Here is a 14,193-nt window from a genome sequence, read left to right on the forward strand (position 1 = left end):
ACTGATTTTCCTGCTGATCCTACTGCTGATTCTAATACTCCAACTACATTTTGAATAACAATTTGTAGTTCTGCTGATATATTTGTTAACTCTTCTACTTTTTTTGCATTAGTATTTATCTCATCTGTACTTTCCATAACACTTTGAACAACTAAATTTGTTGTAGCATCAATCTCACCTAAAGATTTTTGTGTACGCTCAGCCAAAGCTCTAACTTCATCAGCAACAACTGCAAATCCTCGTCCATGTTCACCTGCACGAGCAGCTTCAATAGCAGCATTGAGTGCAAGTAAATTTGTTTGGTCTGCTATATCTCTAATGACATCTAAGACATTTTTAACTTCATTTGCATTATCAGAAGCTTGAGATAATTTTGTTTGTAAAGATAATTCACTCTGCATAGTCTCTGTCATAGCATTTTGTAAGGTATCAACTTTACTTGTCATTTCTGACATTTGCTCATTTGTTCCTAATAACTCTTTTTGTGATTGTTTTGCTTCTTCTACGGAATCTTTTAATTGTTCACTCAATTCTTTACCATTTTGTGCAGTTTTACTTACATATTGACTCTGTTTTTCAGAATTATTTCCTACATGTACAGCAGTAGAAGAAAGTTCACTTGCTATGGCTGAGTTTTCACTTGAAACTTCTTTTGCATTATTGATAATGACTTGAAGCTTTTCTATAAACTTATTTGCATTATCAACGATAAGTGCAAACTCTTTTTCTAAACCATTTTTTTCTAAACGCATCGACAAATCTGCCTCAGCACTTGCTAGGTTTTCAAATGTATCATTTAAGATACCTGTTGATTTTGTAACAGAACGTCCTAGTAGGAGTGAAAATACAAAAGCTAACAATACACTAATAGAAGCAGAAATTAAAAACTTCTGTTCAGATGATATTATTAAATCATTTACATCTGTATTTTCCACTTCCATTACTTTATAAGTAAGCTCAGTAAATTCATCTAACTTATCTCTCATTGACTCAAAATTTTTAGCGTATGAGCTATAATAGAGATTTGAAGCATCATTTAATGCGTCTTTTTTTACTAATGCTACGAGTGTATCTGTATCTTTTTTAGTAGCATCATGCATTTTTTTAAAATTTTCAAACCTTTGTTTTTCATTTGGCAAAAAACTAGCAATATTTTTTTGAAATTTGCCAAACCTATCTTTAGTTTGTTGCAAATTATCATATGCACTCTTAATCAGCTTAGCTCTATTTTTTTCTTGTCCTTCATTAGTAGATGCTAATAGAGCAACATTTGATTGATACGCATCCCTATCTGCCTCAAGTAAAAGTGTAATACCATTAAATATTTTACTATTTAACTCAGAGACATGACTTTCAATTTTAGTTAAATTTGAGTATAAAAATACGTTAGTAACAACTAAAACAAACACAATAACAACATACGAGCCGATAATCTTAGTTTTGAAATTCATCACACATCCTTTCATTACTTATCAAATATATCTTATTCCTATATAACTTAAACCCTATACACCTAAAATTTCTACTTTATATACATAAAACTTACTTTATAAATATTTTGGATAAAATAACTCAAAAAAAGGATAACTATGCTTTTAGGTGTAAATATAGACCATATTGCTGTTTTAAGAGAAGCAAGAAAAATCAATGATCCTGATCCTCTTGATGCAGTATCATTAGTAAAAAGAGCTGGAGCAGACCAAATAACTATACACTTAAGAGAAGATAGACGCCATATCAACGATATGGATGCTGTTCGTATTATAGAAAACTCACAACTTCCGATAAACATGGAGTGTGCAATTGCAGCTGATATTATTGATACTGTTATAGAAATGAATCCTCATAGAGTTACACTTGTTCCTGAAAAAAGAGAAGAAGTTACTACTGAAGGTGGTCTTGATGTTATTAAAAACTTTCAAGCTATTAAAGATATTTCTACTAGGTTAGAAAAAGCTAATATAGAGTTATCTGTTTTTATTGACCCAGATATACTTCAAATCAAAATGGCAAAAAGCATCAATGCGCAGTGGATAGAACTCCATACTGGTCACTATGCAAATGTATATGCAATGCTTTATTCAAACCTTAAAAATACACATCACTCAATCAAAGATTTAGAGTTATCAAGAGAGCAGTTACGTCAAAAACTTGATGATGCAACAAAAGAGATACAAAATGCAGCACAACAAGCAAATGATCTTGGTTTAAAAGTAGCTGCTGGACATGGACTGAATTATCAAAATGTAAAACCTATTGCTGATATAAAAGAGATTATAGAACTTAATATCGGACAAAGTATCATCGCTCGTAGTGTTTTTACTGGATTTGAGTGTGCAGTAAAAGAGATGATAGATAAAATCAATTAAAGAAGAGAGATGAAAAAATTAGCGATTAGCATTGGTGATATTAACGGTATAGGACTTGAAATAGCCCTACGTTCACATGAGCTTATAAAAGAATTTTGTATTCCAATCTATTGCATAAACAAAAATATGCTTACATGGGGTGCAGCTTGGCTCGGCTTAGATGTTCCTTATGACTTTACATGTAAAGAGTGTGGAGATGTATTTGATATAAAACCTGGAATAAGTAATAAAGAAGCAGGACAACTCTCTTATGATTCATTTACTACAGCCATTACGCTTGCACAAAAAAAAGAAGTTGAAGGGATTGTTACACTTCCTATAAACAAAGAATCATGGTCTAAAGCTGGTATAAAGTACAAAGGACATACTGATGCTTTAAGTGATTTACTTGACTCAAATGCCATAATGATGCTTGGCTGTGAAGAAATGTTTACGATACTCTATACGCACCACATTCCACTAAAAAGTGTAAGTGAAACTCTTGATACTCATAAATTAAAAAAGTTTCTTATAAAAATCTACGAATCTTTACATGTAGATAAAATTGCTGTATTAGGGTTTAATCCCCATGCTGGAGATGGTGGAGTTATAGGCGATGAAGACTTTGTCATCAAAAAAGCAATAAAAAAAGCAAATAAAAAATTAGATAAAAAAGTTTTTATAGGACCTCTTGTTCCTGATACTGCTTTTACCAAGGCAAATCGTGAAAAATACAAATATTTTGCCTGTATGTACCATGATCAAGGTCTGATTCCCTTAAAAGCTTTATACTTTGATGAAAGTATAAATGTAAGCTTAGATGCTGGTATTATAAGAACTTCTGTTGATCATGGTACTGCTTTTGATATAGCTTATGAAGATGCTCATCCATCTTGCAAAAGTTATATAAATGCCATACAAGAAGCAGTTAAACTTTCTCTAAGAAAATAAGTGACATAATATGATTTCAAATAAAATATTACTAAATAAGGTTAATCTCATGAAATTAATACTACCACTTCTTGTCTTTCTTACTACAGTCTTAAATGCACATTTTCAAATATTAATACCAAAAAATGATGTAGTCACTACTAGTAAAAAACAAACTATTGATTTAGCATTTATGCATCCTTTTGAACAAACTTATATGCAAATGGAAAAACCAAACTTTTTTGGTTATTTTTTAGATGGTAAAAAAATAGATTTAACAAACAAATTAAAAGCTTCTAAGGTTAAAGATTTTAAGACATGGTCTTATACACAAAAATTTAAAGAGATGGGGGATTATCAATTTTTTGTTGATCCTAAGCCATATTTTGAACCAAGTGAAGGTAAATTTATCCGCCACTTAACAAAAACTATCATTGATGTACACAATGCAGGTGAAGGTTGGGACCAACCAATAGGGGTAAAAGCTGAAATTGTTCCACTAACTCGTCCTTATAGTTTATATACAAGTAACATCTTTTCAGCAACAGTTTTATATAAAGGAAAACCTGTTCCTTATGCATATATAGAAGTTGAATATTTAAATACAAACAAGAAAGAAGCACCAACAGATGGTCATATAACACAGGTTATTAAAGCTGATGCTAATGGAGTATTTCATTTTGCTATGCCAAAAACAGGATGGTGGGGATTTGCTGCTTTGATTGATGATGATGTGACTATTAATAAAGATGGTAAAGAATATCCTGTTGAGCTTGGGGCCTTAATCTGGGTAAAAACCTACGAGATGAAATAATGCACATTAGTGAAGGTGTATTAAAGCCAGAGATACTGATAGCAGGAGCTATCGTATCTCTAGTTGTTAGTATATATGCTCTTAAAAAACTAAAAAACGAAGAAATTCCTTTAGTAGCGGTCTTTTCTGCTCTTTTCTTTTTAGCTTCATTTATACATGTTCCCATTGGTCCAACTTCTGTTCATCTTATACTTAACGGTATCATTGGTGCTATATTAGGTACGAGAGCCTTTATTGCTATACTTATAGCCCTTCTTTTGCAAGGTTTGCTTTTTGGCTATGGTGGAGTAAGCACCCTTGGCATCAATACTTTAAACCTTGCTTTACCTTCGCTACTTGGTTTTGCTATAATATCTTTACATGTTGATAATGCAATTTTGAAAAAGATACAATATTTTTTAATAGGATTTTTACCTATATCTTTATCGGCTCTATTTTTATCTACTACTTTAGCTTTAAATGGAGAATCCTTTATGGTAGCAGCAGAGATAGCATTTATGGCACATGTTCCTATTATGTTTTTAGAAGGTTTTATTACTATGTTTGCCCTACTTTTTTTAGAAAAAGTTTATCCTAAAATTTTAAAGCAGATAAAATGAAAATACTATTTTTAAGTATTCTATTACTTTCATCTGTTTTTGGGCATAGGCTTTATATACTTGCAGATGATGATGGAAAACTCTTGCATGTTAAAAGTTATTTTAATAAAAGTGATACATGTCAAAATTGTGAAGTCAAAGTTATGAATGCAAACAATGTAGTGATTAATAGCGGAAAAACGGATTCCAATGGAACCATCAGTTTTCCATTTACTTCAAAAAAAGTTAATATTGAAGTTACCGCTTCAATGGGACATAAAAATAAAATTTCTTATGAAAGTGATAATGAAATCACTGAAGAGAAAAATGTAACTTTTATGAAAATGTTCCTAGCGTTAGGAATCATTCTTTTAATGTTTTTATTTTTAAAAGTAATCAAAAAGTGATATCAGCCTCATTTGGACTTATAACAACTACAATATATAGTTTTGGATTATCTTTTTTTGATACGATTTATATAAGTATGTTTTTGCCATCTTTGTTATTAATGTTACTTCAACGAAAAGCTATTTTTGAAACATTAAAAAGATTATTATTATTAAATGTTTTCATTGTTATGGTAAGTGCTAGTGCCCTATTAAATCAAGACTATGAATTAGCTCTTTTAGTTTTTCTTCGCTCAAATGCCCTTCTACTTTTTACATTACTTATTTTTTGGAATAAAAGTATATTTGATATCGCTATATCATTACAAACACTAAGAGTCCCCAATAAACTCTCTAGCCTTTTCTTTTTTGTTGCTAAATTTATAACTATAATAAAAGAAGAATTTGAAATAACTAAAAAAGTAATGAAAATAAGAAATTTTCAAGCAAAAAGTAATGTATTTAGTTATAAAATATATGCAAATGTAATTGGGATGATGATTGTAAAATGTTTTGATAAAGCAGATAAATTGAAAAATACTATGTTGCTAAGAAATTTTCAAGGTAAAGTTTATCAGAGTAAAGTTGATAAGTTTACAAGAATTGATTTTATTATATTTATTTTTGTTATCATATCATTATCTTTACATGTAGGAGAAATTAAACTATGAGTTGTTCCGTAACACTAAAAAAACTTTCATATGAAAATGGAGGAAATAATCTTTGTAAAGATATAAATTTAAATGTGTCTCATAAAGAAAAAATTGCTATTATTGGTCCTAATGGCTGTGGTAAAACAACTCTTCTTGATATTATTGCAGGTCTTAAACAAAAAGACTCTGGTTTACTTGAGCTCTTTCATAACAAAATAGAAAATGAAAAAGATTTTAAACCTATGAGAGATTTAATAGGCTACCTTTTTCAAAACTCAGATAACCAATTTTTAGCACCAATCGTTATAGATGATGTTGCCTTTTCTTTACTGAGTGCTGGTATTAAAAAAGAAAAAGCTCTTTTAAAAGCCAATATGATGTTAGATGATTTAGGAATTATTCACTTAAAAGAAAAGATAGTTTATAATCTCTCTGGTGGTGAAAAAAAACTTGTTGCACTTGCAGGTGTTCTTGTCACTGAACCTCGTCTTATGCTACTAGATGAGCCTACAAATGGACTAGATTATAAAATGCAACTAAAACTTGTTGAAATTTTAAAAAAAATAGATAAAAGTATCATTATTGTATCTCATAATAGAGAATTTATAGACTCAATTGTTGATAAAATTTATGAAATTACCCCAAATGGTTTAGTTCTAATTGAATCTCTTTCAGACAGGATAAAGCCTCACTCTCATTAGTATTGTCCACTATATACTTTATATTCTTTGGTTTTCTATAAACTTGATCATAATAATCAACTAATAAGATTTCAGCAACTTTTGCTAGATCTCTATTTTCATAACTTTTAATAGCCTCTTTTTTTGAACTTTTTCTTATATAGGGAGTTATAATATTCATTGAGTTAAAAAAGTATTCATCATCAATATTTATATAATCTTTAAGTATTCTTTGCACTCTTTGTTCTAATGGAGCAGTTACCTCAATGCGTATACTTTCTTGAAATCTTTTATAGAGTAAATCAGGCTGAATAATTGAGCCTATTCTTTTACTTTCCCCTTCTATAAAAATCCAAGAATTTTCATCTATATTTCCTAGTTTATAAACTAGTTCATTTTCAAAAGCTTTTTGACTTGGCTGTGCACCATTCATCAATCCAAAAGTTGAGCCAAAATGATTTGCTAAATTTTCTAAATCAATAGAAGGAGTTAACTTCTGAATAAGTTCACTTTTACCACAACCCGTATTGCCTCCAAGAACTAAAAAATTTTTATGCCTAAAATTTTCTAAATATTTTAAAACATATGATCTATAATCTTTATAACCCCGCTCAATTTTATATACACGATACCCTGTAAAAGAAAGAATTGTAGCTAATGAAGTTGAACGTAAACCACCTTTTGCACAATATATGCCTATTTTACTTCCAATTTGACATTTTTGATATATTGTTTTTAAGTGCTCTGCTGCATTATGACAGATATAACTAGCTCCTAATACTTTTGCATCAGGTTTAGACTTTTGTACATACATCTCACCTATTTCATGATGCTCTTTATCACTAAGCGCGTAAAAATTGATTGCTGTTGGTAAATGAGATTCTTTAAACTCTTTAGGACTTCTTGCATCAATAATTAATTCATAAGTATTGATATCATTACAAAATTCATCAATATTTTGTTCTATTAACATAAAGATTTATGCCTATTACTCATGAATTAAAACTTTTCGTTTATAATATCTTTAAGCTTTTTATAAATTTTGTTAGAATCAGTAGAAAAGACTCTCGTTTCACCAATAGTAGTTATAAAGTTTGTGTCTCTTGGCCAACGAGGTACTAAATGATAATGTACATGATCAGGGATTCCTGCACCTCCACATTCACCTAAATTCATGCCAATATTTATGCCATGTGCCCCCAAGTCTTCTTTTAATATTTTTACAGATTTTTGCACAAGATTACTCATCTCTAACCAAATATCACCATCAAGAAGTTCAATTGACTCTACATGTATATTAGGGATAACCATAAAATGTCCAGATGTATATGGATATTTATTCATAACTAAAAAACAATTTTCTGAGCGATATAGGACTTGACACTCTTCATCTTTTTCAGGATTATCAACGATATAACAAAAAGGACACCCTTTTTGTTCTTTTTTAATATACTCATCTCTCCAAGGGGCATAAAGATAATCCATGCTATTTTTTCCTTTAAACTTTTTTTATTTCTTTTAATGACTCGCTAATATTCTCTTCTCTCATAAAATGTTCACCAATCAAAAAGGCATCTGCTCCAACTTTACTTAAATGCTCAATGACTGCCTTATTATTAAGTCCACTCTCTGCTACTATAATCTTTCCATTTGGAATTAAAGGCATAAGTTTTTCAGTCAAATCCATATCCATTTCAAAAGTATCAAGATTTCTGTGATTCACACCTATTATATTTGCTCCTGCAAAAATAGCTTTAGTTAAATCTTCTTTATCATGGATTTCCACTAACGCTTCCATACCAAGCCTCCAAGTATACTCCAATAAAGCCTTTAATTCTTTTTTACTCAAAGCTTTTGCAATAAGTAAAACAAAATCTGCTCCATAAACAACTGCTTCAAGAATCTGATACTCATCAACTATAAAATCTTTTCTTAACAGTGGAGTTGCTACATACCTTCTTATTTGTGTCAAATACTCAATATTACCTTTAAAATAATGAGGTTCAGTTAAAACAGAAATTGCACTTGCACCACCATTTTCATACTCTTTTGCAATTAGAAGGGGATCAAAATCTTCTTTTATAATACCCTTACTAGGACTTGCTTTTTTGACTTCTGCAATAATTCTATAAGGATCTTCTTTTGTAGCCGTTAAATATGGTTTAATATCTCTTGGGGCATAAGGATTAAAAGCTAAACTACGACCTAACCAGTCCATAGTAAACTCTTTTTTTCTTTTTTCTAAGTCATCTTTTGTTTTTAAAATTATCTCATCTAATATCATTTACTTTTACCCTTAACACATTTATCTATTTTTATCGAATGTTCTATCAACTCTTTTTCTGTACTATTTTTTATAAGCTTATCCATAATCACTTTTGCTTTTTTGCAACGTCCTAATTTATAATAACCCCAAGCCAATGAATCTAAATAAAATGGCGAATTAGGTTCTTTTAAAAGTGCTTCTTGTACAAGCCCTATTCCTTTTTTTATATTTATATCATGTTCAATTAAAAGATAACCATAATAATTGAGATACAAAGGATCATGTAGTTTTGAAACAACTTTTTCAAATTTCTTTGAGACTGATTTTAAAACTTTTTTACTTATTTTATTTTTATTTAATTCATACTCATATATTGCCATTTTGCCTAAATAATTAATATTTTTAGTTTTTTTATAAAGTCTTTCAGCGATTTTAAAAGCTCCTTTAAAATCATGAGAAGAGACATAAATATTTAGTAGCATCTCTTGACTATAACCACTTTCATCTAAAAATTTTATAGCACCTTTTTTATTTTTAGTGTACACAAGTAACTCTATCACTTTTTTAGCATACTCTTCACTTTTAAATCTTGAATATAATTTTTTATAAGTAGAAATAATTCCATTAATATTTTTTTCTTTACCATAAATCTCTATAAGTTTAAAGCACGTATTAATCTCACAAGACTGCATTCTAATATGTGTTTCTAATAAAGCTATTGCTTCATCTTTTTTATCCACATAGTTATACTCAATATCAATTACATTTAAAAGTGAATTTTCATCATTGTCTTCTTTATAAGCACTTTCAAAATATTTTAAAGCCAAATCATAAGATTTTTTTTGAAAATATATTGAACCTGCTATTTTGAGGTTTTTTACACTTTTATCTACTTTTAAAAGTTCTAATATCTTATTTTCTGCATCTTTATATTTTTCTTCTTTTACTAAATAAACTATTTCTAAACGTTTTAATATTTTATTATTTGGAGCTTCTTTAAGTCCTTCTTCAAGAAGATTTTTCATTTCATTACTATTTTTTAAAGAATAAGATATTTTTGTTGCTTCTATGAGGTAATTTAATTTTTTACTTTTTTCATATAGTATCTTGTACATTTCCATAGCACTTTGTTTATTTCCTACTCTTTGCTGTTCTAATGCAACAAGAATCATATAGTCTTCATTGTCAAAAGATTTTTTCCCTACTTCATTTGGTCCTTGGAGTGAACATCCGGCCAATAAAAAAACTATAAAAATTACTATAACTTGCAAATACCTGGACACTCTTTTTCTACCTCTCTTATATTGTTTTTAAAATAATCCCAAAAAGGAAATGTGCGACATTGCGCTGGTCTCGCTTCATAAACACTACACATTTGCTTTTTAGTATCAAAAAATATACATTTAAAACCATCATTAAAAACTAATTCTTTAATACTATAACGATACCCTATTTTTAATAAATACTTATTGATAAACTCATCTCTATTTATATTTAATTTTTCTGCCAATCTTGTTATCTCTTTTGGGTTCAGCCAAATATAACCACTCTCACCAATGCAACAGCGACCTTTACACTCAGAACAAGCACTAGAGTCAAAAGAGTAAGGGAAACCCTCTTGCGTTATTAATTCTCCCATAAAATACTCTTCGTTTTTGATTTATCATAAATACTTTTCACTTCTTTACTACCCATATAAAGTGGTGGTAAAATTTTACATAAAGATTTTGAACTTTTTTTAGCATGTATCAATACCAATGAAGCATCATTAGTCTCTTTTGTATGTACAAAGCGTAAATCATTTACTTTAAATTTTGATTGAAATAAGATAGCCATTAAAGTATCAATCTGTTTTGCGTCATAACAAAATACAAATGCCCCTCTAGGTTTCAAATTTGACGATACTGCTTTTACCAGTTCTTCAAAAGGAAGCGCATCACTGTGTCTACTTATCTTTAGAGATTCATTTTCACTCTTTTGGGTGCCCGTATGATAAAATGGTGGATTAGAAATTATCATATCAAACTTTTTATCAAAAGCATGAGTTCTAATGTCTCCTAAAAAAACCTCTGTATCTAAGCTATTGTGCTGAGCACTTTTAGAAGTAAGACTAACATGAGTATCTTGAACATCTATTTGAGATAATTCAATATGAGGAAAATCACGTTTAATTAATAACCCTAAAATTCCACTCCCACTTCCAACATCTAAAACTGAGCCATTTGGTTTTAGCTTTATTATAAAATCATATAACAACAAAGAATCACTATTGTACCTATATCCTTCTTTATACTGAAAAAGATATAAAGTATTATCTATAGACACGTATTACAAAACCTCGCTTATTCTTAGCTTCTATATTATAAACTGTATAACTGATTTTTGCATTATCACCAAATTTTTCACGAATTAACCAACCGCCCTCTTTTGCACGGTGTTTTCCTAACCCTAAATTTGCTAATTTTGTTAATCTTTCAATTTCTTTATCTTCAATACCTAATTTACTTTTTCTTTTAATAAGATTTAAAGATGCAAAACCACCCGTTCCAACTATTGGAATAACTTCAAAGTAATTTGAAGTATCATAATTACTTAAAAACTTACTTACCTTAGCTTTACATGTAGAAGATATTTTAAAGTTACCAGAATTCATATCATCACACTCAACTTTTCCTATTCTCTCTAGTTTCCTCTTTTTATCCGAGATAGGAACAGTTGTTTTGCCTTTTTCACTTAATGTTTTAATAGTATTTTTTAGTGAAGTAATTTCTCTTACATACTCATCTAATTTATTTTTATCTTTTGATATAACTTCATTATCTTTAGCAACAACTTTTTCTTTTAACTCTTGAATAAGGATTTCATATTCTTTTTCTCTTTTAAGAACACTTGTTTGCAATTCATCAAAAGATTTCCTTATTTTTAATAGTTTTTCATGTTCATTTAATTCAAGTTCATTTTTTTTCTTTGTTATACTCGCTATAGTATTTTGCAAATCACTTATATTTTCACTTTTTTTATTGTTTTCACTAATCAAATCATTTAGCTGCGTATGTAAATCTGTTTTTTCGTTAGTCAGTTTTTTAAGAAGACTATTATTTTCTTTTTGTTTAAATTTTATATCTTTTTCTAAATTAGCAATTCTTTGATTTAAGATTTTATAATTTTTATTATGTTTTTCTTCATTTATTTTTACAAGTTCATTAACTTCAGTATCTACATTTTTTTCTTTGTTTTCTAAAACATTTATCTTGTCTTGTAATTGTAAAATCGTATCATTACTCTTATAAGTTGCAACTTTTTGAGTTTCTAATGTAGATAATAAATTTTTATTTTCACTTAAAAGTTGATTTACTTGATTGGATAAATTACTATTATCATTTTTAATTTTTTCTAATTTTGTTCCATATGTTTGAATTATTTTTTTTGATTCTTCATTGAATTTTTTACCTTGAAGCAATATTTCTTTTTCTGCATTTTCAAGTATCATTGATGTATTTTCTTTTTGCTTTTCAAGTTTTTGCTCAATTGTAGCTATTGCAACTTTTTGATCTTCTATTATTTTTTTATATTTTAATTCTAATTTTTTTATAGTTTTTTTGTACTCTTCTTTAATAGCCTCTTTTTGAGCACCACTATTTTTAATGATATCATCAAATTCTTCAAGTTTTTTACTATTGGCCTTTTCCAATTCTAAAATAGCTTGACTCTTTTTTGTTAAAATTACATTTTTTTCTACCATAAGTTCATTAATTTTATTTTGCAATAATGTAATTTGCTGATCTTTTTTTCCAATATCTACAATTCTACTGCTTCTTTGCTCTTTTAAAGTATTGTTAATTTCTTTTAATTTTACATGTAAGAGTTTATTTTCATTACTAATAGCAGAAAATTTTAATTTATTCGCTTCAATAACTTCTAATTCATGCTTTTTTGCTAATTTTTTTTCATCTTCAATTTTTGTTTTTAATTTATCAATTTCTAATTTTGAAAGATCATTCTTTCCATTAATTTGTTGCGATAATCTAATATTTTCTCGTTGTAAATCATTAATCTTTTGAGTTAATTCACTAATATTTTTATAATGCTGTTGTTCCGCTTCATTTATTTTTTCTAAGTTATTTGTTAATAAAGTCTTTTGATCAGTATTGTTTTTTGCTTTTTCATGTTGAACAATTTTTAAAAGTTCTTCTTTATCATTAGAAAGAAATATATTCTCTTTTTCTAAAAAAACTACTCTATCTTGTAAAGATTTAACAATTTCCCTAAAATCATCTATATCTTCAGCTTCTATAACTAAAGGATTGCCCTCATTATCAAAAGCTTTTGTAATACTAGCATTTGAAACACTTCTATTTTCTATTTTATTTCTACTTATATATTTTGTTTGAATATTTTTTGGTAAATCAGCAAAACTTAATTCACTTTTTAACCGATAATTAGCATTAAGATCTTTTAAACTAATACCATCAAAATTCCCAAAAAAGTAGGTAAATACCAGGCTACCTAAAAAAAGTAAACCCAACACTATATTTAAAAAAATAGAAAAAGAATTGTTTGTATTATTCATTTATATATTTACTTCTTTGTACTTAGAATATGTTCAATTATATGATGTGCATGATTAAGTGCTAATGCGATTGAACCACCACTTCTAACAGCGATATCCCCTGCTAAATAAAGACCTTTAGTTTTAGTTTCATAGTTTTCATCAAACTCTGCTTTATTATTTTCATCAAAAGTTATTCCACAATTTCTTAAAAAATCAATAGGAGTAGTACCACCTATTGCATAAATAACCCGATCATAAACAGTGTGATAACCATCTGTATAATTCACTTTAACTAATCCATTCTCATTTTCTAAAGATTCTATATCTACACCCATTCTTAAACGTAATTTTTCTTCACCATTAAATTCTAAAATCATTTTTTCATTAATATCATTCAATCTTGTAAATTTATCTCTTCTATAATTAAGAGTAACTGTATTTGTTTTTGAAAGCTCTATAGCATATTCTGCAGCAGAATTTCCACCACCGACAAGTAAAAGTTTTTCACCCTCAGAACATTTATCTAGGTTGAAATTTACTCTGCTTTTTAATGAAAGAGGTATTTTATAGCTAGGTTTATTAGGTTTTCCCATAGTCCCTATAGCAACAATAACATTTTTAGATGCATAACCAGCTGTTGTAGTGATGATTTGAAATATATCACCATCTTTTTTTATTTTTTCAACTTCAGAATTAAATACAGCATCAAGCTCATCATTATCTAAAAGTGAGTCAAAATAATTTAATGTACTCTCTTTTGTTCCATCTTTAAAATCAACATGACCTGCAAGTTCAATTACTTGTCCTTTATAATCTTTATCAACTCGTTTATTATCTTTATAAAATCTTCTAATGGTTTGAGAATGGTTATCCCCTTTTTCAATCATCAAAATTTTATCCAAACCTAAAATTTTAGATTCTACAGCTGCACCAATACCGCCAGGTCCTCCACCAATGATAACCATGTCATAAATTTCTTGCATTGT

At 28.5% G+C, this 14,193-nt stretch carries 15 protein-coding genes and 1 pseudogene; 7 read left to right on the plus strand and 9 right to left on the minus strand.

What is annotated here, in order from left to right; translation table 11 throughout:
• Window positions 1–1,388, minus strand: a pseudogene (locus tag K354_RS14645) (methyl-accepting chemotaxis protein); the annotation flags it as partial.
• Window positions 1,389–1,589: 201 nt separating this feature from the next.
• Here K354_RS14645 and K354_RS0105930 point away from each other — a divergent pair.
• From K354_RS0105930 to K354_RS0105960, 7 genes are read left to right on the plus strand one after another with little or no spacing between them, the layout of a single operon-like run.
• Entirely contained in the window at window positions 1,590–2,369 is a 780-nt protein-coding gene (locus tag K354_RS0105930) for a pyridoxine 5'-phosphate synthase (RefSeq protein WP_024954585.1), read from the plus strand.
• A gap of 9 nt (window positions 2,370–2,378) precedes the next feature.
• Window positions 2,379–3,299, plus strand: coding sequence for a 4-hydroxythreonine-4-phosphate dehydrogenase (gene pdxA, locus K354_RS0105935; protein WP_024954586.1), 921 nt, complete (start codon window positions 2,379–2,381; stop codon window positions 3,297–3,299).
• 49 nt (window positions 3,300–3,348) lie between these two features.
• Window positions 3,349–4,092: a DUF4198 domain-containing protein gene (locus tag K354_RS0105940; RefSeq protein ID WP_024954587.1), complete on the plus strand. Its 744-nt coding sequence runs from the start codon at window positions 3,349–3,351 to the stop codon at window positions 4,090–4,092.
• On the plus strand, window positions 4,092–4,691 hold the full coding sequence (gene cbiM, locus K354_RS0105945; protein ID WP_024954588.1) for a cobalt transporter CbiM: 600 nt from the start codon (window positions 4,092–4,094) through the stop codon (window positions 4,689–4,691). The genes K354_RS0105940 and cbiM overlap by 1 nt, the downstream gene beginning before the upstream one ends.
• The gene (locus K354_RS0105950) at window positions 4,688–5,077 is read left to right on the plus strand and encodes an Ig-like domain-containing protein (protein ID WP_024954589.1); all 390 of its coding nucleotides are present in this window, start codon (window positions 4,688–4,690) and stop codon (window positions 5,075–5,077) included. The genes cbiM and K354_RS0105950 overlap by 4 nt, the downstream gene beginning before the upstream one ends.
• Window positions 5,074–5,727: an energy-coupling factor transporter transmembrane component T family protein gene (locus tag K354_RS14015; protein WP_024954590.1), complete on the plus strand. Its 654-nt coding sequence runs from the start codon at window positions 5,074–5,076 to the stop codon at window positions 5,725–5,727. Before K354_RS0105950 ends, K354_RS14015 begins: the two co-directional genes overlap by 4 nt.
• Window positions 5,724–6,410 carry an energy-coupling factor ABC transporter ATP-binding protein gene (locus K354_RS0105960; protein ID WP_024954591.1) on the plus strand — a complete coding sequence of 229 codons (687 nt, stop codon included), beginning with the start codon at window positions 5,724–5,726 and terminating at the stop codon, window positions 6,408–6,410. The genes K354_RS14015 and K354_RS0105960 overlap by 4 nt, the downstream gene beginning before the upstream one ends.
• Here the strand turns inward: K354_RS0105960 and mnmH are convergent.
• Genes mnmH through K354_RS0106000 form a run of 8 tightly spaced genes read right to left on the minus strand, consistent with a single transcriptional unit; the run spans window position 6,346 to window position 14,190 of the window.
• A complete protein-coding gene (gene mnmH / locus K354_RS0105965; RefSeq protein ID WP_024954592.1) occupies window positions 6,346–7,362 on the minus strand; it encodes a tRNA 2-selenouridine(34) synthase MnmH in 1,017 nt (338 codons plus the stop codon). The two genes, K354_RS0105960 and mnmH, sit on opposite strands and share 65 nt — an antisense overlap.
• A gap of 26 nt (window positions 7,363–7,388) precedes the next feature.
• On the minus strand, window positions 7,389–7,874 hold the full coding sequence (locus K354_RS0105970) for an HIT family protein (RefSeq protein ID WP_024954593.1): 486 nt from the start codon (window positions 7,872–7,874) through the stop codon (window positions 7,389–7,391).
• A 13-nt stretch (window positions 7,875–7,887) separates the two neighbouring features.
• A complete protein-coding gene (gene trpC / locus K354_RS0105975) occupies window positions 7,888–8,673 on the minus strand; it encodes an indole-3-glycerol phosphate synthase TrpC (protein WP_024954594.1) in 786 nt (261 codons plus the stop codon).
• The gene (locus K354_RS0105980; protein ID WP_245600576.1) at window positions 8,670–9,926 is read right to left on the minus strand and encodes a tetratricopeptide repeat protein; all 1,257 of its coding nucleotides are present in this window, start codon (window positions 9,924–9,926) and stop codon (window positions 8,670–8,672) included. The genes trpC and K354_RS0105980 overlap by 4 nt, the downstream gene beginning before the upstream one ends.
• Window positions 9,914–10,294 carry a YkgJ family cysteine cluster protein gene (locus tag K354_RS0105985; protein ID WP_024954596.1) on the minus strand — a complete coding sequence of 127 codons (381 nt, stop codon included), beginning with the start codon at window positions 10,292–10,294 and terminating at the stop codon, window positions 9,914–9,916. Before K354_RS0105985 ends, K354_RS0105980 begins: the two co-directional genes overlap by 13 nt.
• Window positions 10,282–10,980: a tRNA1(Val) (adenine(37)-N6)-methyltransferase gene (locus K354_RS0105990; protein WP_024954597.1), complete on the minus strand. Its 699-nt coding sequence runs from the start codon at window positions 10,978–10,980 to the stop codon at window positions 10,282–10,284. Before K354_RS0105990 ends, K354_RS0105985 begins: the two co-directional genes overlap by 13 nt.
• Window positions 10,967–13,225 carry a coiled-coil domain-containing protein gene (locus tag K354_RS0105995; protein WP_024954598.1) on the minus strand — a complete coding sequence of 753 codons (2,259 nt, stop codon included), beginning with the start codon at window positions 13,223–13,225 and terminating at the stop codon, window positions 10,967–10,969. The genes K354_RS0105990 and K354_RS0105995 overlap by 14 nt, the downstream gene beginning before the upstream one ends.
• A gap of 8 nt (window positions 13,226–13,233) precedes the next feature.
• The gene (locus tag K354_RS0106000; RefSeq protein WP_024954599.1) at window positions 13,234–14,190 is read right to left on the minus strand and encodes an NAD(P)-binding domain-containing protein; all 957 of its coding nucleotides are present in this window, start codon (window positions 14,188–14,190) and stop codon (window positions 13,234–13,236) included.
• Between the last annotated feature and the right edge of the window lie 3 nt (window positions 14,191–14,193).

Source organism: Sulfurospirillum arcachonense DSM 9755, assembly GCF_000597725.1.
GTDB lineage: Bacteria > Campylobacterota > Campylobacteria > Campylobacterales > Sulfurospirillaceae > Sulfurospirillum_A > Sulfurospirillum_A arcachonense.

Coding starts and splice junctions, on each gene's coding strand:
- mnmH (WP_024954592.1), bottom strand. CDS start 7,362: ATGTTAATAGAACAAAATATTGATGAATTTTGTAATGATATCAATACT.
- K354_RS0105930 (WP_024954585.1), top strand. CDS start 1,590: ATGCTTTTAGGTGTAAATATAGACCATATTGCTGTTTTAAGAGAAGCA.
- K354_RS0106000 (WP_024954599.1), bottom strand. CDS start 14,190: ATGCAAGAAATTTATGACATGGTTATCATTGGTGGAGGACCTGGCGGT.
- K354_RS0105950 (WP_024954589.1), top strand. CDS start 4,688: ATGAAAATACTATTTTTAAGTATTCTATTACTTTCATCTGTTTTTGGG.
- K354_RS0105960 (WP_024954591.1), top strand. CDS start 5,724: ATGAGTTGTTCCGTAACACTAAAAAAACTTTCATATGAAAATGGAGGA.
- cbiM (WP_024954588.1), top strand. CDS start 4,092: ATGCACATTAGTGAAGGTGTATTAAAGCCAGAGATACTGATAGCAGGA.
- K354_RS0105970 (WP_024954593.1), bottom strand. CDS start 7,874: ATGGATTATCTTTATGCCCCTTGGAGAGATGAGTATATTAAAAAAGAA.
- pdxA (WP_024954586.1), top strand. CDS start 2,379: ATGAAAAAATTAGCGATTAGCATTGGTGATATTAACGGTATAGGACTT.
- K354_RS0105985 (WP_024954596.1), bottom strand. CDS start 10,294: ATGGGAGAATTAATAACGCAAGAGGGTTTCCCTTACTCTTTTGACTCT.
- trpC (WP_024954594.1), bottom strand. CDS start 8,673: ATGATATTAGATGAGATAATTTTAAAAACAAAAGATGACTTAGAAAAA.
- K354_RS0105995 (WP_024954598.1), bottom strand. CDS start 13,225: ATGAATAATACAAACAATTCTTTTTCTATTTTTTTAAATATAGTGTTG.
- K354_RS0105940 (WP_024954587.1), top strand. CDS start 3,349: ATGAAATTAATACTACCACTTCTTGTCTTTCTTACTACAGTCTTAAAT.